A 23,926-nucleotide genomic window follows, 5' to 3' on the forward strand; every position below is an offset into this window, starting at 1 on the left:
ATCTTTCCCTGCATCCGCACGCCGCGCCCACCGGGCGCGTCAGCCTGCATCATCCCCTGCCGCGACCGGCGCCTCGGCGGCAGGTGCCACCTCGCCGCCCAGTGCCACGATCATTTCCTGTGCCCGCGTCCGGATGCCCGAAGTGGCCTCCTGATCCGACAGAAGCGCCGTCAGCGCCGCGATGGCCTCGTCCGTCTTGCCGTCCTCGACCAGAAGATAGGCCATCTGCTCCAGCGCCATCGCGCGATAGGGCCGCCCCGGCGCGGCAATCCCGTCCAGCAGCGCGCGCCGCTCCGACAGGGGCATCTCGGCCCCGGCCACAACCACCCGCCGCAGCGCGGCCAGATCGCGATAGCTCGGCGGCTGGCTGGCATCGGCGGCCAGCGCCTCCAGCGCGGCCAGCGTCGTGGCCCGGTCGGCCACCGGGTCCGAGGCCAGCAGCAGCTTCAGGATCGCCGTCTGCGACCCGTCCGTCGCCACCGCCTCCAGCGCCGCCACCCGCTCTTCGGGCGCGCCCAGATCCAGCGCATCCAGCACCGCATCGCCAAAGGCCTGCGCGCGCGCTTCCTCGCGGGCGGATGTCCATTCCGTCCAGCCCGCCCCGCCCACCGTGCCCAGCACGACCAGCGCGCCGATCCAGCCATATTTGCGGAACAGTGCAAACAGCCTGTCGCGGCGGACCTCCTCGGTCACCTCTTCGATGAAGCTGTCAGGATTGCTCACGGGCCTCTCCAGTCCTTTTCCCCCGTCTTACACGCAAGCAGGAACCCTTGCCAAGCCCTGCCCCCATCTGCGGTGACGATCCGCCCGCCGCAGCGATACCTGCAAACTGTCCAAATTTCTCCACATCCGGCTGACAAGGTGGCAGTCTGTAACATGTAACCAGTAGCCGGGGTCCGGAATGGGTATCGAGTTTCTGATGTGGCCGCTCCTGCTTGCGGGATTGGTGGGATATGATCTTCTGACGGGCGGCGATGATGGTGGCAGCACGGCCACCGACACCCCCGATGACGATCCGGATGCCGGCTACATTCCCGGCACGACAACCGCAGGCAGCAAGAGCGAGACGGGCGATCCCGACGCGGCGGCGCTTTTCTCGTCGGGTGACTATACCGATACCGTCACCGGCGGCACCGGCGATGACACCCTGACAGCCCCCGATGGGGCCACCGACATCGCCTTCTCCGGCGGCGCGGGCAACGATACCGTCACCGGCAGCGGCGATGATGACTGGGCCACGGGCGGCAGCGGCAATGACAGCCTCGGCCTTGGCGCGGGCGACGATTTCGCCTTCGGCGGCACCGGCGCCGATACGCTTCTGGGCGACAGCGGCGCCGATTTCCTGCATGGCGGCCTCGGCGATGACAGCCTCACCGGCGGCACCGGCGGCGACAGCCTGCATGGCGGGGCCGGAAATGACGCCCTCCTCGGCGATGCGGGCGAGGATGCGCTTTACGGCGGTTCCGGCAATGACAGCCTCGATGGCGGCGCCGACAAGGACAGCCTCTTCGGCGGCGCGGGCAATGACAGCCTTTCGGGCGGTCTGGGAGATGACAGCCTGTCGGGCGATGCGGGCGATGATCTTCTTCTCGGCGGCGCGGGCAATGACAGCCTGATCGGGGGCACCGGGGCCGACACGCTGCAGGGCGAAGAGGGCCAGGATCTCCTCAGCGGCTTCGAAGGCGATGACAGCCTCGCAGGCGGCGCGGGCAATGACAGCCTCTATGGCGGGGCCGATGACGACATCCTCGATGGCGGCGCGGGCAATGATTCCCTCGGCGGTGGCGCGGGAACGGATCGCGTGACGGGCGGGGAAGGCAATGACACGATCACCGGCGATGGCGGCGACGACTGGCTTGCCGGCGGCGCGGGCAATGACAGCCTTTCGGGCGGGGACGAGAACGACACCCTCGTCGGCGGCACCGGCAATGACACGCTGACAGGGGGCACCGGCGCGGATGACTTCATCCTCGAAACCGCGGGCAACCCGGAAGGCGTGACGACAGTTGCCGATTTCGGCGCGGAAGACCGTCTGGTGGTGGAATGGTCCGGCACCACCACGCCCCGGGTGACCGTCACGGCCGATCCGGCCGGCAACCGCTCGCTCGTCTTCGTCGATGGCACGCTGGCCGCCTATGTGCAGGGCACCACCACCCTGACGGCGGCGCAGATCACCCTCACCCGCGTCACCTGATGCCGGGCCCGGCGCTGGCGGATCACTCCGCCGCCAGCGTCTCGTCCTCTTCCTCGGCCGATTGCCGCGCCCACATCGCGGCATAGCGCCCGCCGCGTTCCAGCAATTCCTCATGCGTGCCGCGCTCGGCGATCTCGCCCGCTTCCAGCACCACGATCTGATCCGCATCCGCGATGGTCGACAGGCGATGCGCGATGGTGATCACCGTGCGCCCCCGGCCCATCTCGTGCAGGCTGTCCTGGATGTCCCGCTCCGTCTGGGTGTCCAGCGCGCTTGTCGCCTCGTCCAGGATCAGGATCGGCGGGTTCTTCAGCAGCGTCCGCGCAATCCCCACGCGCTGCTTCTCGCCCCCCGAAAGCTTCAGCCCCCGCTCGCCCACGGTCGTATCAAAACCTTCCGGCAGCGACAGGATGAAATCGTGGATCTTCGCGGCCTTCGCCGCCGCCACGATCTCGTCCTCGGTCGCATCGGCCCGTCCATAGGCGATGTTGTAGCGCAGCGTGTCGTTGAACAGCACCGTATCCTGCGGCACCACCCCGATCTGCGCATGGATCGACCCCTGCGTGACATCGCGCAGGTCCTGCCCGTCGATGCGGATCGCGCCCCCGTTCACGTCATAGAAGCGGAACATCAGCCGCCCGATCGTCGACTTGCCCGATCCCGAAGGCCCCACCAGCGCCACCTTCTGCCCGGCGGGCACCGTCAGGCTGATCCCCTTCAGGATGGGCCGCGCGGCATCATAGCCGAATTCCACCCGGTCGAATTCCACCGTGCCGCCCGCCACCGCCAGCGGCAGCGCGCCGGGCTTGTCCACCACCTCGGCCGGCTGGCCCAGCAGCCCGAACATCTCGCCCATATCCACCAGCGCCTGCCGGATCTCGCGGTAGACCGTGCCGAGAAAGTTCAGCGGCATGGTGATCTGGATCATGTAGGCGTTCACCATCACGAAATCGCCCACCGTCAATTCGCCCCGCTGCACCCCCAGCGCCGCCATCACCATCACCGCCACCAGCCCCGTGGTGATCAACAGCGCCTGCCCCCCGTTCAGGAAGGACAGGCTCTGCCCGGTCTTCACCGCCGCCACCTCATAGCGCTGCATCGCCCGGTCATAGCGCGCCGCCTCGCGCGCCTCGGCGTTGAAATACTTCACCGTTTCGAAATTCAGCAGGCTGTCGATGGCCTTCTGGTTGGCATCGGTGTCCTGCTCGTTCATCTCGCGCCGGATCTTCACCCGCCACTCGGTCACCGCGAAGGTGAACCAGACATAGAGCGAGATCACCCCCACCACGACCAGCATGTAGGAAATCCCGAAGACCGTGGCGAAGATCACCGCCACCATCGCCAGTTCCAGGATCAGCGGCCCGATGGAAAACAGCATGAAGCGCAGCAGGAAATCGACGCCCTTCACCCCGCGTTCGATGATCCGGCTCAATCCCCCGGTCTTGCGCGTGATGTGATAGCGCAAGCTCAGCGCATGGATATGCTGGAAGGTCTGCAGCGCCAGCCGCCGCAGCGCGCGCTGCCCCACCCGCACGAAGATCGCGTCGCGCAATTCCTGAAACGCCACCGTCCCCAGCCGCGCCAGCCCATAGGCCACCGTCAGCCCCACCGCCGTCAGCCCCATGATCGTGGCCGCATCCGGCATGTCCCCGGCCAGCCGGTCTACCGCCTGCTTGTAAAGGAACGGGGTCGAGACCGATACGATCTTGGCCAGAACCAGCATCACCAGCGCGCCCACGACGCGCCGCTTCACCCATCCCTCGCCCTCGGGCCAGAGATAGGGCAGCACGCGCCGGATGGTCTGCCAGCCGGAGGCAGGCTTTTCGGTCACAGTCGAAACGGGGCTCTGTCGCATGGGTCGGGATCCTCTCGGCCCCTACCTATGCCGCTTCCCGAAAAAGCACCAGAGGGCGGCCCGAACAGCCCCCTGTGCAGGGATGCAAGCCCAGGCCCCGAACGCCGCCCGGCCCCGCCTCACTCCTGCGGAATGGTGAAGACCTGGCCCGGATAGATCAGATCCGGGTCGCGGATCTGGTCCCTGTTCGCCTCGAAGACCTGCACATAGCGCACGCCCTCGCCCAGGTTCTCCGTCGCGATCCGCCACAGCGTGAAGCCCGGCTGCACCGTCACCGTCACCGGCCCCGATTGCGCCGCCCCGGCGGCATCCCCGGCAGCGGCCACCTCTCCGGTTTGCGCTTCCGTCCCGTCTGCCGCCGCCTCTGCCGCAGGCTCCGCACCCGAGGCCGCCGCCAGCGCCTCCGCCGTCTCGCGCTTGAAGGGCGTCTCGAAGCGGCTCGTCACCGCACCCGCCGCATCCAGCTGATCGGCGCGCAGGACATGGATCCCCGGCGCGATCTCGGGCAGCGTCACCGCCCAATCCCCCGCCCCGGAAATCGCGGCTTCCGCGATCGGGGCATTGTCCAGATAGATCCGCACCATCCGCTCGGCCGTGCCGCGCCCGGCCAGTTGCACCGCCCCTTCGGGCGTATAGGTGATCGTGTCGATGGTCACATTCGCCACCATCTCCGCGGGCATGTCCCCTGCCGATTGCAGCACCTTCGCACCCTCATCCGTCAGCAAGAGCGCCGCTGGCGCGGCGGCCTCGTCCACCGCTTCGGGCTGCTCCTCCGCCGCCTCCGGCGCAGCCGCGCCCGCCGCCACCGCCACTGGCGCGGCGACTGGGGCCACTGTCGGCGCAATCACCACCGTGCCCGCCGCCGGCACCTCCGTCCCGTCCGCCAGTTGCATCACCAGCGACAGCACGCGCGGCGCGGCGCTGGGGGCCAGGTTGAAGAGCGCGACGAAATTTCCCTGCCCATCCGCCGGGACAAGGGCGATCTCCGCCCCCGTCACCCGCAGAGACAGCTGCGATCCGGGCTGCGCCGATCCGGCCACAAGGGCCGATCCGTCCCGCTCCACCCGCACCAGATCGAAAAGCGGCGGCTCCGGCGCGGCCTCGGCCGGGGCCGCCTCCGCCGGGGCGGCCTCTGCCACCTCCGGCGCGGCTTCGGCCTCTGCCCCATCGCCGCCGGAAGCCCCGTCCGTCGCCTCTGCCGTCCCCGCTGCCGCCTCTGGCGCGGCTTCCGCCGCTGCCGCAGAGGCGGCCTCCTCCGCAGCCTCGGCCTCTGCGCCCGGCACCGCTTCGGCCACCGTTCCGCCGACAGCCTCGCCCGCAGCCGCGTCCTCCGATCCGGGCGCGGGTGCCGCCTCCGGCTCTGCCGCTTCGGTCACGGCCTCGGCTCCGCTCTCTGCCGCAGGTGCAGCCCCCGCCTCAGCCCCAGCCTCAGCGCCTGTCGCCGCTTCCGCCGCCGCTTCCGGCTCTGCCTCAGCCCCAGCCTCAGCCTCAGCACCAGCGCCCGCCGCGGTTTCCTCAGCCTGCCCCTCTGCCTCCGACGTGCCGGTCGCCTGCATCCCTTCCGGCGGCACCGGGCGCATCTGCCAGGCCCCCCAGAACAGCGCCACCACAACCGCCGCCACCGATCCGATCACGCCAAAGCGGCCACCGGCCGACATCTCTGCCCAAGGCTTCATCCGAACGTCCCCATTTCCCTGCGGAACCCGGGGCCTGTCTCCGGCCCCTTCTTCCCTTCCCTTACCAAGCCCGATAACACGGAAGGCCAGAACCTCCTACACCCCGAAAGTTGCCCGATGCCCCCGCTGCGTTCCGTCTGTGTCTTCTGTGGCTCACGTCCCGGCCTGAACCCCGCCCATGCCGCCACCGCCCGCGCCTTCGGCGCGGCCCTGGCCGCCGAGGGCTGGCGGCTGGTCTATGGCGCGGGCGATGTCGGCCTCATGGGCGAAGTGGCGCGCGCCGCGCAATCCGCCGGTGCCGCCACCATGGGCGTGATCCCCACCCATCTGATGACGCGCGAACGCGGCAAGCGCGACCTCGCGCAGCTTGTCGTCACCGAAGACATGCATGAACGCAAGAAGGTGATGTTCATGAACTCCGACGCCATCGTCGTGCTTCCGGGCGGGGCGGGGAGCCTGGACGAATTCTTCGAAGTGCTGACCTGGCGCCAGATCGGCCTGCACCGCAAGCCGATCTTCCTTCTGGATACCGATGGCTACTGGCAGCCCCTCGCCGCGCTGATCCGCCACATCATCGACGAAGGCTTCGCCGAAGAGACGATGCAGGACTACTACATCACCGTGCCCGACCTGCCCGCGCTGCTCGCCAGGCTGCGCGCCGCCCTCTCCTGACGCCAGCCCTCCAGCGAATAAAGCGCAAGCGCCCCCCAGATCATCGCGAAGGCCGCCGCGTGCCAGCCGGTAAAGGTCTCGCGGAACACCAGCACCGCCGACAGCGCCTGCAAGGTCGGGTTCAGGTATTGCACCAGCCCCAGCGTCGACAGCCGCACCCGCTGCGCCCCCCAGGAAAACAGGATCAGCGGCCCCCCCGTGATCAGCCCCGACAGGGGCAGCATCCAGCTCGTGAAGGCATCCGCCCCGAACCAGCCCCCCGCCACCACACCGCCCTGCGCCAGCCCCAGCCACAGCACCGCCAGCGGCAAGAGCAGCAGCACCTCCGCCGTCACGCTCACCGCCGCGGGGGCATCCAGCTGCTTCTTGATCAGCATGTAGGGCGCAAAGGAAAAGGCCAACGCCAGCGCAACCCAGGGCGCGACCCCCAGCCCCCAGGTCAGCACCAGAACCGCCCCGCAGGCCAGCCCCACCGCCACCCCCTGCCCCCGCGACAGCCGCTCGCCCAGGACGACGACCCCCAGACAGACCGTCACCAGCGGAAAGATGTAATAGCCCAGCGACGCCTGCACCGCATGGCCCGTCTGGATCGCCCAGATGAACAGCCCCCAATTGCAGGCCACGATCCCCGCAGCCAGCCACACCCGCCGCCGCTGCGCCCCGCGCAACAGCGCCACCGCCGCCGAAAACCGCCCCTGCACGGCCAGAAGCACGCCAAAGAAGGCCAAGGTCCAGACCGTCCGATGCGCCAGCACCTCCAACGGCGGCACATGCGCCATCGCCTTGTAGTAAAGCGTCGCCGTCCCCCAGATCGTGCAGGCCCCCACGATCGCCAGAATGCCCCTGCCCGCCTCGCCCAAATCCCGCCCTCCCGCGCCTCGCCCCCTCCTCGCACCGCGCACCGATGGCCGCAAGCCGATCCCCGACCCAAAGCCGCGAAAACCGCCCCGGCCCATTTTCCGTTCCAAAACATCCTCAGGGGGAGTCGCCGCATGGCGACGGGGGCAGAATGCCCCCCCGCCCTGTCCCGCGCGCCCCGCGCGGGACAGGTCTCAAGGGCTTGCGGGCGCCTGCGCCCGCTCCGCTCGATAGCCCGTTCGGGCATCAAGCTGTTGACTGAGGTCGGTTCTGTCGCAATTCTCCAAACGTGCCTTAAGCGTAGGTGGTGATGATGTCTGCTGGACCGGATGATCCGCTGTCGGATCAAGAGCGAAACCTTCTTCAAGAATGGAAAAGAGTATACAGCTGCGCCGATAGCGCGGATTTACTTTTACTGCCGTCATCTCTGTTCGGATTCTACATTGGCAGGAGCGCCATAAGGCTTGTTCGGCACCCTCGTTTCCCAGATGCGCTGGAGAGAGCAAAAGAAGCGGCAAAGAAGAAAGCTGAGGTCGAGGCCGAGGCCGCTCGCGTGCGACGGGAAGCGATGGAGGCACAGCAGGAGCAAAGAAGGGCCGAACGTTTTCTCGATTTCTTCTACTACCGAGGCATCGTTTACGGTGCGTCAAAGTATCAGAAACGAGACGGAAACATGATCTTCCCCGTGACGGAGTTCTTCCTAAAGCGGGCCGACAAAGCTGACGAACAGATTGAAATCTGGAGGTACGATCTACCGATTGCCAACGGCCAAGAAGTGGCTGTCGTTTACGGTCGCGTCAAAGGAGAGAAAACCGGATATCCGGTGGTGTACTGCAATTACGCGATCCAGAAGTCGATTAAGCTTGCTGATGCCTTCAATGATGTCTGCCGGCGACGAAATCAGAAGGTTGGCCACGGCATACATCCGGACGAAGAGCTTCAGGAATTCATGACAAGATGTCGGCTCTGAAGCTTGGTTTCTGTCCGCCCCTTGGCGCGATACAAGTTTAAAGGGCGTGCGGGCGGCACGCCCGCTCCGCCTGCAAAACGGAAAGGCCCGCCGCAAACGCGACGGGCCTTCCCCAAACCATCAGACGAGGGTCAGAGCTTCGCCGCCACCGCTTCCCAGTTCACCAGCTTTTCCAGGAAGTTGGTCAGGTAGGCCGGGCGCTTGTTGCGGAAGTCGATGTAATAGGAATGCTCCCACACATCACAGCCCAGCAGCGCGGTCTGCCCAAAGCAAAGCGGATTCACCCCGTTCTCGGTCTTCGTCACCTTCAGCGACCCGTCCTTGTCCTTCACCAGCCAGGCCCAGCCAGAGCCGAACTGGCCCGCGCCCGCGGCGGCGAAATCTTCCTTGAACTTGGCCACCGAGCCAAAGGCCTCGACCAGCGCCTTCTCAAGGGTGCCGGGCATCTTCTTGTCCTCGCCCGGGCCCATCACTTCCCAGAACAGGTTGTGGTTCCAGTGCTGGCTGGCATTGTTGAAGATGCCGTTCTGCGCCACGGCGCCCGCCTGATAGGTGCCGCGCACGATGTCGTCCAGCGACTTGCCTTCCCATTCGGTCCCGGCAATCAGCTTGTTGCCGTTGTCCACATAGGCCTTGTGGTGCAGGTCGTGGTGATATTCCAGCGTCTCCTTCGACATGCCAAGCGATGCCAGCGCATCATGGGCATAGGGAAGATCGGGAAGCGTGAAGGCCATGGGATGTTCCTCTCTGTTCGCGGTTCACGAAGATGGGGCAGATAAGATGCCTCACGGCCCGAAGGTCAAGGGCCAAAGCGGCAGAACCGCCGCACCGCCGCCCTGTCCCAACGCACAAAGCCCGCCCCGGTTCCGCCCCGCCCCTCACGCCCCCCGTCACGCCTGCCGTCACGCCCCCCCTTACGCCAGCGCCAGCACCGGCCCGTCCAGCAGGCGCATCAGATCCCCGAAATACCCCTCCGACCGCGCCGGTCGCCCCGCATCCGACGTGATCGCCACCGCCAGCCCCCGCGCCGCATGGGCGGCGATCACCTGCCCGCCATAGCCCCGTGCCAGCATCCAGCCGCTCTCCGACAGGAACCAGCCATAGCCATAGCCCAGCCCCGAAAAGGGCGACCGCGTCCGCACCACCCGTGAGGCCGCGATCCACTCCGCCCCGATCACCTGCGCCCCGCCATGGCGCCCGCCATCGCGCAGCAGGACCGCCAGCCGCAGCATCGCCTCGGGCGTCAGCGCCATCTCGTTGCCCCCGAAATAGAAGCCCTGCGGATCGCGCGTCCATCCCGGCACCTCGATCCCCAGGGGCCCGCCCAGCCGCTCCCGCGCCAGGTCCAGCAGGCTCCGCCCCGTGGCCACCGCCAGCGCCGCGCCCAGAACATGCGTCGTCCCGGTGGAATAGATCATCCGCCCGCCATTCGGCGCGATGCGCGGCTGGCGCAGCACATGGCCCACCCAGTCCCGCGATCCGACCCAGGCGCCATACTGCGCGCCCGATGTTCCCTTGAGCCCCGCCCGCAGCGTCACCAGATGCTCCAGCGTCAGATCCGCAGCGCCTTCCGTGGCATCCTCGGGCAGCAGGTCAGGCGCAACCTCCCCCAGCCGCGCCGACAGCGACGCCACCTCCCCCCGCTCCACCGCCGATCCCAGCAGCAGGGCCAGCACGCTCTTGGAACAGGACTTGATATTCGCCACCCGCCCCAGCCCCGCCCCGCGCGGCGCTTCTGCGATCACCCGCTCCTCGCCCCGCGCGACAAGGATCGCATGCAACTGCGCCAGCCCCAGCGCCGCCTCCCGCGCCGCGGCCACCGCCTCCTCGGCCCGCACCAGGGCAGGCGCCGCCAGCGCCACCACCCCCGCCCCGGACAGCCTCCCGAACCCACGGCGCGTCAGCATGAAAACCCCCGTTTCACGACCCCGCCGCCACCATGGCAAACCTTCCGCAAGCAAGGAATGCCGCCGCCCCTCCTGAGCCGCTCACACAGGGTCACGATCCAGTCATCCGCCACGAAAAAAGGCGCCGGGAACCCCGCCCCTTCATCCTGGCCCCAATACCCCTCTTCCACCCACCACCCCGCACCACGCCCGCAAATGGCGCGCAGACGGGGGTCCGGGGGACGGCTGTCCCCCGGGCGCGCGTCAGGACAGCGCCGAACCCGCCCCCGCGCCCCGGACAGCATCCCGAACCCACGGCGCGGCAACATGAAAACCCCCGTTACAAAACCCCGCCGCCACCATGGCAAACCTTCCGATGGCAAGAAATGCCGCCCGTCCGGGGCGGCTCACACAGGGTCACGATCCAGTCATCCGCCACGAAGAAAGGGGCCGGAAACCCCGCCGCTTCATCTTGGCCCAAATACCCCTCTTCCACCCACCACCCCGCACCACGCCCAAAAGTGGTGCGCAGCAGGGGGTCCGGGGGACGGCTGTCCCCCGGGCGCGTCAGGACAGCGCCGCCAGCGCCACCACCCCCGCCCCGGACAGCATCCCGAACCCACGGCGCGGCAAGATGAAAACCCCCGTCCCACGACCCCGCCGTAATCATGGCAAAAGTTCCGAAATCCGGAAATGCCGCCGCCCCATGGAACCGCTCACACAGGGTCAAGATCCAGTCATCCGCTACGAAGAACGGGGCAGGAAACCCCGCCCCTTCATCTTGGCCCAAATACCCCTCTTCCACCCGCCACCCCGCACCACGCCACAAGCGACGCGCAGGGGGTCCGGGGGACGGCTGTCCCCCGGCGCGCGTTAGCATGAAACCCTCGACGCACGACCCCGCCGCCACCATGGCAAAAGTTCCGAAATCCGGAAATGCCGCCGCCCCATGGAACCGCTCACACAGGGTCACGATCCAGTCATCCGCCACGAAGAAAGGGGCCGGAAACCCCGCCCCTTCATCCTGGCCCAAATACCCCTGTTCCACCCACCACCCCGCACCACGCCCGCAAATGGCGCGCAGCAGGGGGTCCGGGGGACGGCTGTCCCCCGGCGCGCGTCAGGACAGTTCCGATCCCGGCGTGGCCCCCGTCGCCAGCAGGTCGAACACATAGCGCGCCACCGACCGGAAACAGACGACGGTGAACCCGTCCCCCTCCTTCCACAGCGCCGCCGCAACCTGCGCGGCGCGCGTCCGGCGCAACTCGCCCGTTCCCAGCGTGGCGAAATCGACAGGCGCAAGCTTGGCCAACACCTGATCGGCCTTCGCCCCCCCCACCCGGAACACCGCCCGCGCATCCGACACATCCACCGCCAGATGATGCGCCCCGCCCATCGCCTTGGCGATGGCCTCCAGCGCGCCCGCCACCGCCCCATAGGGCATGACCAGCAGATATTCGTCCGGGCTCATCCAGCCGCAGGCCCGCTCGCCCTCGATCTCGATCCGGCGCAAGCCGGGCACGCCCGTCCCCACCGCCGCCTTGATCGCCTTGGGCAGCGCCTTCACATCGGCCTTGGCCCGAAGCGAGATCATCCCCAGCGGGCCGATCTCGCGGACAGAGGCAAAGCCCTCGGACTTCGCGCCCCCAAGCGCGCTCATGGGTTCAGACATTCTGCTTCTCCCCGTCCTTGTCAAAGAAGACCTGGTTCACCACCCGCGCCTTCACCGTGCCACCCTTGACGGTGTTGAACTCCACCACCTCGCCCATCCGCTCGGGTCCGCGATGCAGAAGACCCATCGCGATGCCGCGCTTCAGCGTGGGCGAATAGTAGGTCGAGGTGACGCGCCCCTGCGTCTTCCCCTGCCCGTTCGCATTCACGCCCGGCGCCACGATATAGCTGCCATCCGGGATCACCGATCCGTCCAGCGTCTCGAACCCCACCAGCTTCCAGCGATCCGCGCTGGCAAGGAAGGTCCGCTGCTGCCCGCGCTTGCCGAGGAAGTCTTCCTTCTTCTTCGAAATCGCCCAGTCAAGGCCCAGATCCTGCGGGATCACCGTCCCGTCCGTCTCGTCCCCGATCATGATGAAGCCCTTCTCGGCCCGCATCACATGCAGCGCCTCGGTGCCATAGGGCATCGCGCCCAGTTCCGCCCCCGCCGCATGCAGCGCCGCCCAGAAGGCCGCGCCATGGCTCGCCGGAACCGCGATCTCATAGGACAATTCGCCCGAGAAGGAGATGCGATAGACCCGAACCGGGAACCCGCCCAGCCGCCCGTCCGCCCATTGCATGAAGGGCAGCGCCTCTTTCGAGACATCCATCCCGCCCATCTTCTCCAGCAGCTTGCGCGCATTCGGGCCCACGACGGCGACCTGGGCATATTGCTCGGTCACATTGGCGGTATAGACCTGCCAATCCCACCATTCGCATTGCAGCCAATCCTCCATCCAGCCATGGATGCGATCCGCCCCGCCCGATGTGGTGTGGCACAGCCAGGTCTCCTCGTCGATGCGCGCCACAACGCCGTCATCCGACAGGAAACCCTGCTCGTTGCACATCAGCCCATAGCGGCACTTGCCCACCGGCAGGGTCGACATCACGCCGGTATACAGCATGTCGAGGAATTTCCCCGCATCCGGCCCCTTCACGATGATCTTGCCCAGGGTCGAGGCATCCAGCAGCCCCAACCGCTCGCGCGTATTCGTCACCTCGCGATGCACCGCCTGTTCATGCGTCTCGCCCGCCCGGGGGAAGCAATAGGGCCGCCGCCACAGGCCCACGGGTTCGAAATAGGCCCCGTTCCTCTCATGCCATTCATGCATGGGCGTCCGGCGCAGCGGCTGGAAGATCTCGCCCCGCGCCTCGCCCGCCAGCGCGCCCAGCGTCACGGGCGTATAGGGCGGGCGGAAGGTGGTGGTGCCGACCTGCGGGATATCTTCATTCAACGCCTGAGCGAGGACCGCCAGTCCGTTGATATTGGACAGTTTCCCCTGATCCGTGGCCATCCCCAGCGTGGTATAGCGCTTGGTATGTTCGACCGATTCATAGCCCTCGCGCGCGGCCAGCTGCACGTCGCTGACCTTCACGTCGTTCTGATAGTCCAGCCACATCTTGGCCTTCAACTCGGCCGATGCGCCCTGCGGCATGATCCAGACCGCTTCCATCGGCCCTTCCGCCACGGCCTCTGCCACCGGGGCCTTGGCCTTCTTCGGCTTCATCCCCAGCGCCGTGACCGCCGCCTCGGCCGCAGCCGTCGCATCCAGCAGCGCCTCCGCCGCCTTCATCGCGCCATTGGCCGCCCCGGCCACATGGACCATCGCCCCGCCATCATGGTTCAGCGGCGGCCGCGCCGGATCGGGCCGGAAGCAGGCATTCGCCGTATCCCAGGTCAGCTTGCCGCCGCAATGGCTCCACAGGTGAACCACCGGCGACCAGCCGCCCGACATGGCCACCGCATCGCAGGCGATCTCGTCGATCACCGCGCCCTCGCCCGCCTGCAAGCAGATGGCGACCGAGGTGACGCGCTTGCCGCCCTTCACCTTGGCAATCCCGCGCCCCGCCTCGATCCGCAGGCCAAGGCTCCGCGCCTTCGCCACCAGATCGCCCGCCGGATTGGCCCGCGCATCCACGATGGCCGGCACCGCCAGCCCCGCCTCGCGCAGCGCGATCGCCGTGCGATAGCCGTCATCATTGTTCGTCACGACAACCGTGCGATCCCCCGGCGACACCGCCCAGTTCACCACATAGTCGCGCACCGATGCCGCCAGCATCACGCCCGGAATGTCGTTCCCGGCAAAGCTCAGAGGCCGCTCGATCGCCCCCGTCGCCGTCAGGATCTTGCCCGCCCGGATGCGCCACAGCCGATGCTTGGGCCGTCCGTCGCCGGGCGTGTGATCCGCCACCTTCTCATCGGCCAGCACATAGCCGTGATCATAGACCCCCGCCGCCATGCAGCGCGCCCGCAGGGTGACATTCTCCATCCCCTCCAGCGCCGCCACGGCCGCATCGACCCAGTCCCCGGCAGGCTTGCCGTCGATCACATCGCCATCCACCGGCGCGCGCCCGCCCCAATGGGCGGCCTGCTCCAGCAGCAGAACCCGCGCACCCGCACGGCCCGCGACCAGCGCCGCCTGCAGACCCGCGATCCCGCCCCCCACGACCAGCAGGTCGCAAAAGGCATAGGCCTGCTCATAGCGATCCGCATCGCGATCCTTCGGCGCCGAACCCAGCCCCGCCGATTGCCGGATGATCGGCTCGAAGACATGTTTCCAGAAGGGGCGCGGATGGATGAAGGTCTTGTAATAGAACCCCGCCGGCAGGAAGCGGCTGACATAGTTGTTCACCACCCCCACATCGAATTCCAGGCTGGGCCAATGGTTCTGGCTGGCCGCTTCCAGCCCGTCGAAAAGCTCGGTCACCGTTGTCCGCTGGTTCGGCTCCAGCCGCCCCCCAGACCCGAGGTTGACCAGCGCATTCGGCTCTTCCGGCCCCGCCGCCACGATGCCCCTCGGGCGGTGATACTTGAAGGACCGGCCCACCAGCATCTGGTCATTGGCCAGCAGCGCCGCCGCCAGCGTATCGCCCCGATAGCCCTTCAACCGCTTGCCGTTGAAGGAAAATTCCAGCGCCGCCGACCGGTCGATCAGACGGCCCCCTTTCGAAAGACGGGTGCTCATTTGTAACCCTTCCAGTCCGGCCTGCGGGCCTTGATCTTCTCGATGATGTCGGCAGGCGGCTCTCCCACCTGCGCCGGATAGGTGCCGAACACCTCCAGCGTGGCCGTGCAGCGCGCGGCGAGGAACCACTTCCCGCAGCCATAGGCATGCCGCCAGCGTTCGAAATGCACGCCCTTGGGGTTCTTGCGGGCGAACATATAGGCCTCGAACTCCTCGTCCGTGGAGCCCGGCCCGAACCGCTTCAGATGCGCCTCATAACCCGGGCTAAGCTCCGTCTCCTCGGCCTTCACGCCGCAGCAAGGACATTCAATGAGCAGCATGCGCGCGCCCCCCGAAACAGGTTTCCATGATCCCAGACATCAATGCGCCACCCCGGCCGCCACCGACTCGTCGATGAACCGCCCTTCCTTGAAGCGCCACATGTCGAACTCCGCGGCCAGCGGCCCCGGCTCGCCCTTGGCCATCAGTTCCGCCATCGCCCAGCCCGAACCGGGGATCGCCTTGAACCCGCCCGTGCCCCAGCCGCAGTTGATGAAGCAATTGCCCAAGGGCGTTTTCGAGATGATCGGCGACCGGTCCCCCGTCATGTCCACGATCCCGCCCCATTGCCGCAGCATCTTGAGGCGGCTGATGATCGGGAAGGTCTCGATCAGCGCCCGCAGCGTTTCCTCGATGTGATGGAAGCTGCCGCGCTGGGTGTAGTTGTTGAACCCGTCCGTCCCGCCGCCGATCACCATCTCGCCCTTGTCGGACTGGCTCATGTAGCCATGCACGGTGTTGGCCATCACCACGATATCCATGCAGGGCTTGATGGGTTCCGACACCAGCGCCTGCAGCGCCACCGCCTCAATGGGCAGCCGGAACCCCGCCATCTCGGCCAGTTGCCCCGAATGGCCCGCCACCACGATGCCCAGCTTCTTCGTGCCGATATAACCCTTGGTCGTGTCCACCCCGACGACCTTGCCACCCTCGGACCGGACGCCCGTCACCTCGCATTGCTGGATGATGTCCATCCCCATCGCCGAACAGGCCCGCGCATAGCCCCAGGCCACCGCATCATGCCGCCCCGTGCCGCCGCGCGCCTGCCACAAGGCACCCAGCACCGGATAGCGCGGCCCGTCGATGTTCAGGATCGGGCACAACTCTTTCACCCGCTGGGGCGTGATGAATTCCGTCTCCACCCCCTGCAGCTTGTTGGCATGCGCCGTGCGCAGATAGCCGCGCACCTCGTGATGGGTCTGCGCCAGCATCATCACGCCGCGCGGGGAAAACATCACGTTGTAGTTCAGGTCCTGGCTCAGCGTCTCGTACAGAGACCGCGCCTTCTCATAGATCGCAGCCGACGAATCCTGCAGATAGTTCGACCGGATGATCGTCGTGTTCCGGCCCGTGTTCCCGCCGCCCAGCCAGCCCTTCTCCAGGATCGCGACATTGGTGATCCCGTAATTCTTGCCCAGGTAATAGGCCGTCGCCAGGCCATGCCCCCCGGCCCCCACGATGATCGCATCATACGAGGCCTTCGGCTGCGGCGAGGCCCAGGCCCGCTCCCATCCCGCATGATGGCGCAGCGCTTCGCGGGCGATGGCAAAGACCGAATAGCGTTTCATGGCATGACCCCCGTCGCGCAGGGCATCCCGCCCCGGCGCATCTGTTCCGACCTCCCGCCCTTCTGCGGCCTCCCGCCGGAAATTCCCCACCTGCCAGCGCCACAATCGGGAAAAATGCGACATCCCGCCCTGCGACAAGGTCGCCGCCGTCACTTTCGCGTTTGCGCCTTCCGCCAGCCCGGCCGAAAGGTTAAATCCTGTCGCGACCCTTGGGCAGAACGGACGGACAGGATGCAGATGATCGGTTTCTGGGCAGCCGCCGGCGGCATGGGCCTCGCGCTGGCCGCGCTTTTCGTTCTGGCCCTGCTGCGCGCCCGCTCCGAAATCGCCACCGCCGCCGAATTCGATCTCAAGGTCTATCGCGACCAGCTGGCCGAAATCGACCGCGACATCGCCCGCGGCACCCTGCCCGCCGATGAAGGCGAACGCCAGCGGGTCGAGGTGTCGCGTCGCCTGCTCGAGGCCGACCGCGCCGCCAGCCGCGCCAGCCGCGCCGCCTCGCGCGATGGGCTGATGCTCGCCGCCGGGCTGATCGTCCTCGTGCTGGGCAGCAGCTACTGGGTCTACACGCGCCTCGGCGCGCCCGGCTATCCCGATCTGCCACTGGCCGAACGCTTCGCCCAATCCGATGCCCTGCGCGCCAGCCGCCCCCCCCAGGCCGAGATGGAGGCCACCGCCGCCGCCTCCCGCCCCGCCCCGATCCAGCCCGATGCCCAATTCGCCGGGCTGATGGAAAAGCTGCGCGCCGCCGTGGCCGAACGCCCCGACGATGCCCGCGGCCTCGAGCTTCTGGCCGCGAACGAGGCGCGCCTCGGCAACCTGCCCGAGGCCCGCGCCGCGATGGAGAACCTGATCCGCGTCAAGGGCGATCAGGCCACCGCCGATGAACATGCGGCCCTTGCCGAACTGATGATCATGGCCGCGGGCGGCCTCGTCTCGCCCGAGGCCGAAAGCCATCTCGCCCGGGCGCTGACCCTGGAACAGCGCAACGCGACCGCCCGCTACTATTATGGCCTGATGACCGCCCAGGTCGGCCGCTTCGACCGCACCTTCGCGCTCTGGCGCCCGCTGCTTGACGAAGGCCCGCCCGATGCGCCCTGGATCGAACCGATCCGCGCCCAGATCGAGGATGTGGCCATGCGCGCGGGCATCGACTTCACCCTTCCCCCCGCCGCAGGCCTGCCCGGCCCCGATGCCGATGCCATGGCCGCCGCCGAAGACATGACGGCCGAGGATCGCACCGCCATGATCGAAGGCATGGTCGCCCAACTCGGCGAACGGCTGGCCACCGAAGGCGGCACGGTCGAGGAATGGGCCCGCCTGATCTCCTCCCTCTCCGTGCTGAACCGCAAGGATGAGGCGCAGGAAATCTATGCCGAGGCGCTGTCGAAATTCGAAGGCTCCCCCTCGCAGCAAAGCTTCCTGCGCGAAGCCGCGCTGGATGCGGGCCTGACCCCGTGATCTGCGCCTCGCTGGAAGAATTCGCCGCCCTCCTGCCGCCCAACCGCGCGATCTGCGGGCTGGATTTCGGCGACAAGACCATCGGCATCGCCATTTCCGACCTGCGCCGCATGGTGGCCACCCCGAACGAGACCCTGCGCCGGGTGAAATTCACCGAAGATGCCAACCGTCTCCTCGCCCTTCTGTCCGCGCGCGAGGTGCGGGGCATCATCCTCGGCCTGCCGCTGAACATGGATGGCAGCACGGGGCCAAGGGTGCAGGCGACACAGGCCTTCGCCCGCAACCTCACCCGCCTGACCGACCTTCCCATCGCCTTCTGGGATGAACGCCTCTCCACCGTTGCGGCAGAAAGGGCACTGCTCGAGGCGGATACGTCGCGAAAGCGTCGGAAAGAGGTGATCGACGCAGTCGCCGCAGGCTATATCCTGCAAGGGGCCCTTGATCGGATGGGCCATATGGGAAACGGGGTGCGGCCTTGAAGGACGACGTCTGGAAGCGCGACGAGGTGCAGTCCCCCTGCATCAAGCTCTGCACCATCCACCCCGCCGAACGCATCTGCGTGGGCTGCTACCGCACGATCGAGGAAATCTCGGCCTGGTCCCGCCTCCCGCATGAGGCGCGCAGCGCCATCATGGCCGAACTCCCCGCCCGCGCCCCCCGCCTGGCCAAGCGCCGCGGCGGCCGCATGGGCCGCCTGCAGGACTGACCTTCCCCCCGGCCCGCCCTACGCAACCGCCGCCTGCCCCGAACCGCCCCGGGGTTGCTCCTGCCGGGGGCGACACCGCCTCGCCTGCCCCCCTGCACCCGACATCCGCCCGATACGCCCCGCCCCTCCTGAACGCCTCCGCGACAGGGCACAGCCCGGTCAAGGCTCCCCCCGCCCGAGCCACCCGCGCCCACTCCAAAACCCACCCGCACAGCCCGCCCCTCCCGAACACCTCCGCGACGGGGCACAGCCCGATGAAGGCTCCCCCCGCCCGCGCCAGCCGCGCCCACTCCAACACCCACCCGCACAACCCGCCCTTCCCCAATGCCTCCACGACAGGGCGCAGCCCGATCAAGGCACCCCCGCCCGAGCCACCCGCGCCCACCCCAACACCCGCCCGCACAAGCCGCCCTTCCCCAATGCCTCCACGACAGGGCGCAGCCCGAAGAAGGCTCCCCCCGCCCGAGCCACCCGCGCCCACCCCAACAGCCGCCCGCACAGCCCGCCCCTCCCGAACGCCTCCGCGACAGGGCGCAGCCCGATCAAGGCCCCCCCCGCCCGAGCCACCCGCGCCCACTCCAACACCCGCCCGGCAAACCCCGCCCATCCCGAACGCCTCCGCGACAGCGCGCAGCCCGATCAAGGCCATCCTGCCCGCGCCAGCCGCACCCACTCCGAAACCCGCCCAGCAAGCCCCGCCCCTCCCGAACGCCTCCACGACAGGGCACAGCCCGGTCAAGGCCCCCCCCGCCCGTGCCAGCCGCGCCCACCCCAACACCCGCCCGCACAACCCGTCCCACCCGAACGCCTCCGCGACAAGGCGCAGCCCGGTCAAGGATCCCCCTGACCGCGCCAACCGCGCCCACTCCGACACCCGCGCGGCAAGCCCCGCCCCTGCCGAACGCCGCCCCTCCCGAACGCCTTCGCAAAAGCGCGCAGCCCGGTCAAAGGCCCCCCGCCCGCGCCAGCAGCACCCGCCTCAACCCTGCGTTAACCTTAATGATCCGTTGGCACTGCAAGCCCATGCACAGGCAGCAGCACGGGTTCCCCGCCCCTCTGTGGCATGGCGAAGATCACCGCCGCCCATGGTGGCCTATCCCTCCTGCCCCAACCATGCGGCGACCGAGGCCATAACGGGCCGGAAATAGGCCACCATCCGCCCCGGCTCTTCTGCCTCTGCCCCCTCGGCCCAGGGCGCGACGCCGTGGATCAGGTGGCGGTGCAGCACCACCGCCTCACCGGGGGTTCCCGGCAGTTCCACCCTGCGGCAGGTTTCGAACACCTGCCTGCGGGCGGCCTGATAGACCTCTGTAATGTCGTGATCTTCCAGCGGCCCCCTCACCCCGGCAAAGGCAGCGCGCAGCGCCGCCCCCATCACCAGATGGCTGCCCTCCCAGACCACCAGCGGCGCCGCCCCCGCCCCCGCCCGGTTCAGCGGCAGCCCGAGGATCCAGCCATGCGGCTCCTTCACCATCCGCCGCTTGTCCGGCCCCACGGGCAACAACCCGTCCAGATGCGCCGCATCCCGCAGCAGGCGGAAGCGGTAGGCCGCCTCGCCCTCTTCCTCCGATGGCCTGGGATAGCCCGCCCGGGTCACCGACAGTTGCCCCGGATGCAGCGGAACCGGCGCCAGCCCAAGATCCCGCCACGGAAACTCCACGCCCCCCATCGCCCCGTCCGGCCCGTTGGGCAGCGCATCCAGCCCCACGAACCATGTCCCGCCACAGCGCCAGCCCGCCGCCCCCCCGCGCGCGACCGCCGCGCGCGCCGGGCCTGCCGCCGCCGCCGCCCAGGCCGCGATCCTGCCGGATACGACCCGCCGCCACCCCCGGCCTTCCGCTTCCCCCGCCATGCCGCCCCCTCTGCAACCGCCCCTTCTTCGCACTGGAAGCCCGCCGCGAAAAGGCGTATCCCGCATCCTTCATTTCCGATGGCAAAGGCCCTTTCATGTCCGACAATTTCCTGCGCCCCGCCCTGATCCTCGGGCTTCTGTCCTGCATCGGGCCCTTCGCCATCGACATGTATCTGCCCGCTATGCCCCAGATCGGCGCGGCACTCGGGGCCTCGGTCCCGGCCATGCAGACCACGATCACCGCCTATTTCATCGCCTTCGGCCTGGCCCAGCTGCTCTACGGTCCCTGGGCCGATCAGGCCGGACGCAAGCCGCCGCTCTATGCCGGCATCGCGATCTTCCTCGCCGGTTCCGTCCTCTGCACCTTCGCGCCCACGGTCGAATGGCTGATCGCGGGCCGCTTCGTGCAGGGCCTGGGCGGGGCCGCGATGATGGTGGTGCCCCGCGCCATCATCCGCGACATGCATACCGGCCCCGCCGCAACCCGCCTCATGGCGGCGGTCATGCTGGTGATCTCGGTCTCGCCCATGCTCGCGCCGCTGGCAGGTTCGGGGCTGATGGCCGTCACCGGATGGCGCGGCATCTTCGCCGCCCTCCTGCTGGCGGGCCTCGCCAGCCTCGCCGTGCTGGCCCTCGCCCAGCCCGAAACCCTGCGCGCCCAGGATCGCCAGCCCTTCGACATGACCGCCACCCTGCGCGGCGCCCGCCGCCTGCTGGGCGACCGCAGCTTCATGGGCCTCACCTTCCTCGGCGGCTTCGGCATGGCCAGCTTCTTCGTCTTCATCGCCTCGGCAAGCTTCGTCTATACCGAAAGCTTCGGCCTCTCGCCCACCGGCTTCTCGCTGGCCTTCGCCGCAAATGCGGTGGGCTTCTTCGCCGCCTCGCAGGCGGCGGGCCCCCTTGGCCTGCGGCTTGGCGCGCGGCGGGTGATGGCAGTGGCCAGCCTCGGCTTCGCGCTGGCGACCGGGGGGCTTTTCCTTCTGGCCCTTCTGGGGCAGGTGGGGCTGGTCCTCTGCATGGCCGGGCTCTTTGTCGCCAACGCCTTCCTCGGGCTGATCATCCCCACGACCATGGTCATGGCGCTGGATGATCACGGCGATATCGCGGGCCTTGCCTCCTCGCTCGGCGGCACGCTGCAGATGCTGGCGGGCGGGGCCATGGTCGCGGCCACCGGCCCCTTCTTCGACGGCACCGCCACGCCGATGCTGGGGGCCATCGCGCTTTGCGGCCTGCTTGCCCTGATCCTGTCGCGCCTCGCGCTGGCCCGGCGGGCTCAGCCCGCCCCCACCGCCTGACCCGTCACCTCGGCCAGCGCCTGCGCGATCAGCTCCAGCCCCGCCCCGGGCCGCGACGCCCCCTCGGACAGAACCCTGCGCCAGCCCCGCGCCCCGGGGCGGCCATGGAACAGGCCCAGCATGTGCCGCGTAATCTGATGCAGCCGCCCACCCTGCGCCAGATGCGCCGCGACATAGGGCATCATCGCCTCGACCACTGCCACCGCATCCAGCCCCGGCCCATCGCCCCACAGCGCATCGGCCCCGATCAGCACCGACCCCGGATCGTGATAGGCCGCCCGCCCGATCATCACCCCGTCCAGCCCCGCCGCCAGAAAGCCCCGCGCCTGATCCAGCGAGGTCACCCCGCCATTGATGCAGATCGTCAGATGCGGAAAGGCCGCCTTCATCCGCAGCACCAGCCCGTAATCCAGCGGCGGGATCTCGCGGTTTTCCTTCGGCGACAGCCCCTGCAACCAGGCCTTGCGCGCATGGATCACGAAATGCCGCACCCCCGCCGCCGAAACCCGCTCCAGGAAATCGGGCAGCACCACCTCGGGATCCTGATCATCCACCCCGATCCGGCATTTCACCGTCACCGGCACATCCGCCGCCTCCAGCATGGCCGCCACGCAATCCGCCACCAGCGCCGGGCGCTCCATCAGCACCGCGCCGAAACAGCCCGATTGCACCCGGTCCGACGGGCAGCCCACATTCAGGTTGATCTCGTCATAGCCATGGGGCAGCGCCAGCCGCACCGCCGCGCGCAGCTCCGCCGGGTCCGATCCGCCCAGCTGCAGCGCCACGGGATGCTCCACCTCGGAATAGCCCAGAAGCCGCGCCCGGTCGCCATGCACCACGGCGGGGGCGGTGACCATCTCGGTATAAAGCATCGCCCGCCGCGTCATCAGGCGGTGCAGGACGCGACAATGCCTGTCCGTCCAGTCCATCATGGGCGCAACCGATAGTCTATGTGATTGATTTTCTGTCATTTTTCTTGTATCTTCAATCCGTTGGCACAGTTTGTGTCCACGCCAGACTACGCCCTGATAGCCCCCAATATCCCCTGTTTCGACGACTCACTGCACACATAGCGCACACGAAAATGGCCTCGATCACCAAGCTTCCCTCCGGTGCTTACCGGGTCCAAGTCAGACGGAAGGGCCGCTACGCGAGCGAGACGTTCCTGCGCCGTGACGACGCCCAGAAATGGGCGCGCCAAGCCGAGACCCTGGTCGATCAGGGGCTTCCGCCCAACCGATCGTCCGTGGCCCGCCTGCACACTTTCGGTGACCTGGTTGACCTTCATATAGCCGATATGTGCGCCGTAGGGAAACCACCCCGACGCAGCAAGGCGGCGACACTCGCGACGCTGAAGCGCGACCTCGGGAAAGAGAAGATCGGCCACCTCGATCGTCACAAGCTCATCGAGTATGGCCGCAAGCGTGCAGACCAGGGTGCCGGGCCGGTAACGCTCGGCATCGACATCGGCGTCATCAAGATGATCCTGACACATGCCGCTGCTGTCCATGGGCTGGAGATCCGCGTGGAAGGCGTCGATCTGGCCCGAGTGGCACTGAAGCGGCTTGGTCTCATAGGCAAGGGTATAGAGCGCGACCGACGCCCGACGACAGCTGAACTCGGCCGCCTCTTCCGCTGCTTTGACGAAAATGCGCGCCTGACGATGCCCATGACGCGCATCGTGCAGTTCGCCATCGCTACCGCGATGCGGCTGGACGAGATCTGCCGCGCGGACTGGAGCGACCTCGACATAGACCGCCGGATGCTCCTGATCCGGGACCGCAAGGACCCGCGCAACAAGGCCGGCAACGACCAACGGATCCCGCTCTTCGCCGCCACTGGGTTCGATGCCTGGGCCCTCGTCATGGCGCAGGCCAAGCATCTCGGAAACGCGAAGGGTCCGATCTTCCCCTACAACTCCAAATCCGTCGGAACTGCGTTCCGGCGCGCATGCGCCGACGCCGACGTAAAGGATTTGCACTTCCATGACCTACGCCACGAAGGCACCAGCCGCTTGTTCGAGGTCGGCCTGTCCATCGAACAAGTTGCGCTGGTGACCGGGCACAAAGATTGGAAGATGCTCCGGCGGTATACCCACATCCGGCCTGAGGCGCTGCATCGCCTTGTGGCAGCGCGGGCGCCCTACCCAGCGGAGAATTTCGCGGCCGAGTGAGTTGGCAAAGCCACGGATCAAAGCCGTCGAGGCGAAGGCGTGGGG

General features: G+C 68.1%; 20 protein-coding genes. 8 read left to right on the plus strand and 12 right to left on the minus strand.

Going from position 1 to position 23,926, the window contains the following annotated elements:
* Positions 1-39: 39 nt before the first annotated feature.
* Positions 40-723: a tetratricopeptide repeat protein gene (locus G5V65_RS08465; RefSeq protein WP_165048905.1), complete on the minus strand. Its 684-nt coding sequence runs from the start codon at positions 721-723 to the stop codon at positions 40-42.
* Positions 724-901: 178 nt separating this feature from the next.
* On the opposite strand from G5V65_RS08465, the gene G5V65_RS08470 reads away from it, so the two are divergent.
* A complete protein-coding gene (locus G5V65_RS08470) occupies positions 902-2,194 on the plus strand; it encodes a calcium-binding protein (protein WP_206526726.1) in 1,293 nt (430 codons plus the stop codon).
* A 22-nt stretch (positions 2,195-2,216) separates the two neighbouring features.
* On the opposite strand, the gene G5V65_RS08475 is transcribed toward G5V65_RS08470, so the two are convergent.
* Positions 2,217-4,049, minus strand: coding sequence for an ABCB family ABC transporter ATP-binding protein/permease (locus G5V65_RS08475; RefSeq protein ID WP_165048907.1), 1,833 nt, complete (start codon positions 4,047-4,049; stop codon positions 2,217-2,219).
* Between the two features lie 119 nt (positions 4,050-4,168).
* Entirely contained in the window at positions 4,169-5,725 is a 1,557-nt protein-coding gene (locus G5V65_RS22650) for a LysM peptidoglycan-binding domain-containing protein (protein WP_277602918.1), read from the minus strand.
* A 117-nt stretch (positions 5,726-5,842) separates the two neighbouring features.
* On the opposite strand from G5V65_RS22650, the gene G5V65_RS08485 reads away from it, so the two are divergent.
* Positions 5,843-6,397 carry an LOG family protein gene (locus G5V65_RS08485; protein ID WP_165048909.1) on the plus strand — a complete coding sequence of 185 codons (555 nt, stop codon included), beginning with the start codon at positions 5,843-5,845 and terminating at the stop codon, positions 6,395-6,397.
* Here the strand turns inward: G5V65_RS08485 and rarD are convergent.
* Positions 6,337-7,257, minus strand: coding sequence for an EamA family transporter RarD (gene rarD / locus G5V65_RS08490; RefSeq protein WP_165048912.1), 921 nt, complete (start codon positions 7,255-7,257; stop codon positions 6,337-6,339). The two genes, G5V65_RS08485 and rarD, sit on opposite strands and share 61 nt — an antisense overlap.
* A gap of 311 nt (positions 7,258-7,568) precedes the next feature.
* Here rarD and G5V65_RS08495 point away from each other — a divergent pair, with 311 nt between their 5' ends.
* A complete protein-coding gene (locus G5V65_RS08495; RefSeq protein ID WP_165048914.1) occupies positions 7,569-8,225 on the plus strand; it encodes a hypothetical protein in 657 nt (218 codons plus the stop codon).
* A 131-nt stretch (positions 8,226-8,356) separates the two neighbouring features.
* Here G5V65_RS08495 and G5V65_RS08500 read toward each other — a convergent pair whose 3' ends face one another.
* From G5V65_RS08500 to G5V65_RS08525, 6 genes are all read right to left on the minus strand, one after another.
* A complete protein-coding gene (locus tag G5V65_RS08500) occupies positions 8,357-8,959 on the minus strand; it encodes a superoxide dismutase (protein ID WP_165048916.1) in 603 nt (200 codons plus the stop codon).
* Between the two features lie 180 nt (positions 8,960-9,139).
* On the minus strand, positions 9,140-10,132 hold the full coding sequence (locus tag G5V65_RS08505; protein WP_165048919.1) for a serine hydrolase domain-containing protein: 993 nt from the start codon (positions 10,130-10,132) through the stop codon (positions 9,140-9,142).
* A gap of 1,099 nt (positions 10,133-11,231) precedes the next feature.
* Positions 11,232-11,783: a sarcosine oxidase subunit gamma gene (locus tag G5V65_RS08510; protein WP_165048921.1), complete on the minus strand. Its 552-nt coding sequence runs from the start codon at positions 11,781-11,783 to the stop codon at positions 11,232-11,234.
* A complete protein-coding gene (locus tag G5V65_RS08515) occupies positions 11,776-14,787 on the minus strand; it encodes a sarcosine oxidase subunit alpha family protein (RefSeq protein ID WP_165048923.1) in 3,012 nt (1,003 codons plus the stop codon). Before G5V65_RS08515 ends, G5V65_RS08510 begins: the two co-directional genes overlap by 8 nt.
* Positions 14,784-15,107: a sarcosine oxidase subunit delta gene (locus tag G5V65_RS08520; RefSeq protein ID WP_165048925.1), complete on the minus strand. Its 324-nt coding sequence runs from the start codon at positions 15,105-15,107 to the stop codon at positions 14,784-14,786. The genes G5V65_RS08515 and G5V65_RS08520 overlap by 4 nt, the downstream gene beginning before the upstream one ends.
* A 39-nt stretch (positions 15,108-15,146) precedes the next feature.
* Complete coding sequence (locus G5V65_RS08525; RefSeq protein ID WP_165048927.1) at positions 15,147-16,394, minus strand: sarcosine oxidase subunit beta family protein; 1,248 nt, start codon at positions 16,392-16,394, stop codon at positions 15,147-15,149.
* A gap of 237 nt (positions 16,395-16,631) precedes the next feature.
* Between G5V65_RS08525 and ccmI the strand changes: the two genes are divergently transcribed.
* Genes ccmI through G5V65_RS08540 form a run of 3 tightly spaced genes read left to right on the plus strand, consistent with a single transcriptional unit; the run spans position 16,632 to position 18,561 of the window.
* Positions 16,632-17,855: a c-type cytochrome biogenesis protein CcmI gene (ccmI, locus tag G5V65_RS08530; RefSeq protein WP_241250497.1), complete on the plus strand. Its 1,224-nt coding sequence runs from the start codon at positions 16,632-16,634 to the stop codon at positions 17,853-17,855.
* Complete coding sequence (gene ruvX, locus G5V65_RS08535) at positions 17,852-18,334, plus strand: Holliday junction resolvase RuvX (RefSeq protein ID WP_165048931.1); 483 nt, start codon at positions 17,852-17,854, stop codon at positions 18,332-18,334. The genes ccmI and ruvX overlap by 4 nt, the downstream gene beginning before the upstream one ends.
* The gene (locus G5V65_RS08540) at positions 18,331-18,561 is read left to right on the plus strand and encodes a DUF1289 domain-containing protein (protein ID WP_165048933.1); all 231 of its coding nucleotides are present in this window, start codon (positions 18,331-18,333) and stop codon (positions 18,559-18,561) included. The genes ruvX and G5V65_RS08540 overlap by 4 nt, the downstream gene beginning before the upstream one ends.
* 1,093 nt (positions 18,562-19,654) lie before the next feature.
* On the opposite strand, the gene G5V65_RS08545 is transcribed toward G5V65_RS08540, so the two are convergent.
* Positions 19,655-20,413: a hypothetical protein gene (locus tag G5V65_RS08545; RefSeq protein WP_165048935.1), complete on the minus strand. Its 759-nt coding sequence runs from the start codon at positions 20,411-20,413 to the stop codon at positions 19,655-19,657.
* Positions 20,414-20,508: 95 nt separating this feature from the next.
* Between G5V65_RS08545 and G5V65_RS08550 the strand changes: the two genes are divergently transcribed.
* A complete protein-coding gene (locus G5V65_RS08550) occupies positions 20,509-21,708 on the plus strand; it encodes a multidrug effflux MFS transporter (RefSeq protein WP_165048937.1) in 1,200 nt (399 codons plus the stop codon).
* Here G5V65_RS08550 and dusA read toward each other — a convergent pair.
* Entirely contained in the window at positions 21,687-22,679 is a 993-nt protein-coding gene (gene dusA / locus G5V65_RS08555) for a tRNA dihydrouridine(20/20a) synthase DusA (RefSeq protein WP_165048939.1), read from the minus strand. The two genes, G5V65_RS08550 and dusA, sit on opposite strands and share 22 nt — an antisense overlap.
* A gap of 113 nt (positions 22,680-22,792) precedes the next feature.
* Between dusA and G5V65_RS08560 the strand changes: the two genes are divergently transcribed.
* Entirely contained in the window at positions 22,793-23,881 is a 1,089-nt protein-coding gene (locus G5V65_RS08560; RefSeq protein ID WP_107326037.1) for a site-specific integrase, read from the plus strand.
* Positions 23,882-23,926: the final 45 nt, after the last annotated feature.

The sequence above is a fragment of the Paragemmobacter kunshanensis genome (genome assembly GCF_011059185.1).
Lineage (GTDB): Bacteria > Pseudomonadota > Alphaproteobacteria > Rhodobacterales > Rhodobacteraceae > Paragemmobacter > Paragemmobacter kunshanensis.

What these genes read in the sequence shown, in the direction of transcription:
- G5V65_RS08470 (WP_206526726.1), top strand. Translation starts at nt 902, where the DNA reads ATGGGTATCGAGTTTCTGATGTGGCCGCTCCTGCTTGCGGGATTGGTG.
- G5V65_RS08475 (WP_165048907.1), bottom strand. Translation starts at nt 4,049, where the DNA reads ATGCGACAGAGCCCCGTTTCGACTGTGACCGAAAAGCCTGCCTCCGGC.
- G5V65_RS22650 (WP_277602918.1), bottom strand. Translation starts at nt 5,725, where the DNA reads ATGAAGCCTTGGGCAGAGATGTCGGCCGGTGGCCGCTTTGGCGTGATC.
- G5V65_RS08485 (WP_165048909.1), top strand. Translation starts at nt 5,843, where the DNA reads ATGCCCCCGCTGCGTTCCGTCTGTGTCTTCTGTGGCTCACGTCCCGGC.
- G5V65_RS08495 (WP_165048914.1), top strand. Translation starts at nt 7,569, where the DNA reads ATGTCTGCTGGACCGGATGATCCGCTGTCGGATCAAGAGCGAAACCTT.
- G5V65_RS08500 (WP_165048916.1), bottom strand. Translation starts at nt 8,959, where the DNA reads ATGGCCTTCACGCTTCCCGATCTTCCCTATGCCCATGATGCGCTGGCA.
- G5V65_RS08505 (WP_165048919.1), bottom strand. Translation starts at nt 10,132, where the DNA reads ATGCTGACGCGCCGTGGGTTCGGGAGGCTGTCCGGGGCGGGGGTGGTG.
- G5V65_RS08510 (WP_165048921.1), bottom strand. Translation starts at nt 11,783, where the DNA reads ATGTCTGAACCCATGAGCGCGCTTGGGGGCGCGAAGTCCGAGGGCTTT.
- G5V65_RS08515 (WP_165048923.1), bottom strand. Translation starts at nt 14,787, where the DNA reads ATGAGCACCCGTCTTTCGAAAGGGGGCCGTCTGATCGACCGGTCGGCG.
- G5V65_RS08520 (WP_165048925.1), bottom strand. Translation starts at nt 15,107, where the DNA reads ATGCTGCTCATTGAATGTCCTTGCTGCGGCGTGAAGGCCGAGGAGACG.
- G5V65_RS08525 (WP_165048927.1), bottom strand. Translation starts at nt 16,394, where the DNA reads ATGAAACGCTATTCGGTCTTTGCCATCGCCCGCGAAGCGCTGCGCCAT.
- ccmI (WP_241250497.1), top strand. Translation starts at nt 16,632, where the DNA reads ATGATCGGTTTCTGGGCAGCCGCCGGCGGCATGGGCCTCGCGCTGGCC.
- G5V65_RS08545 (WP_165048935.1), bottom strand. Translation starts at nt 20,413, where the DNA reads ATGGCGGGGGAAGCGGAAGGCCGGGGGTGGCGGCGGGTCGTATCCGGC.
- G5V65_RS08550 (WP_165048937.1), top strand. Translation starts at nt 20,509, where the DNA reads ATGTCCGACAATTTCCTGCGCCCCGCCCTGATCCTCGGGCTTCTGTCC.
- dusA (WP_165048939.1), bottom strand. Translation starts at nt 22,679, where the DNA reads ATGACAGAAAATCAATCACATAGACTATCGGTTGCGCCCATGATGGAC.
- G5V65_RS08560 (WP_107326037.1), top strand. Translation starts at nt 22,793, where the DNA reads ATGGCCTCGATCACCAAGCTTCCCTCCGGTGCTTACCGGGTCCAAGTC.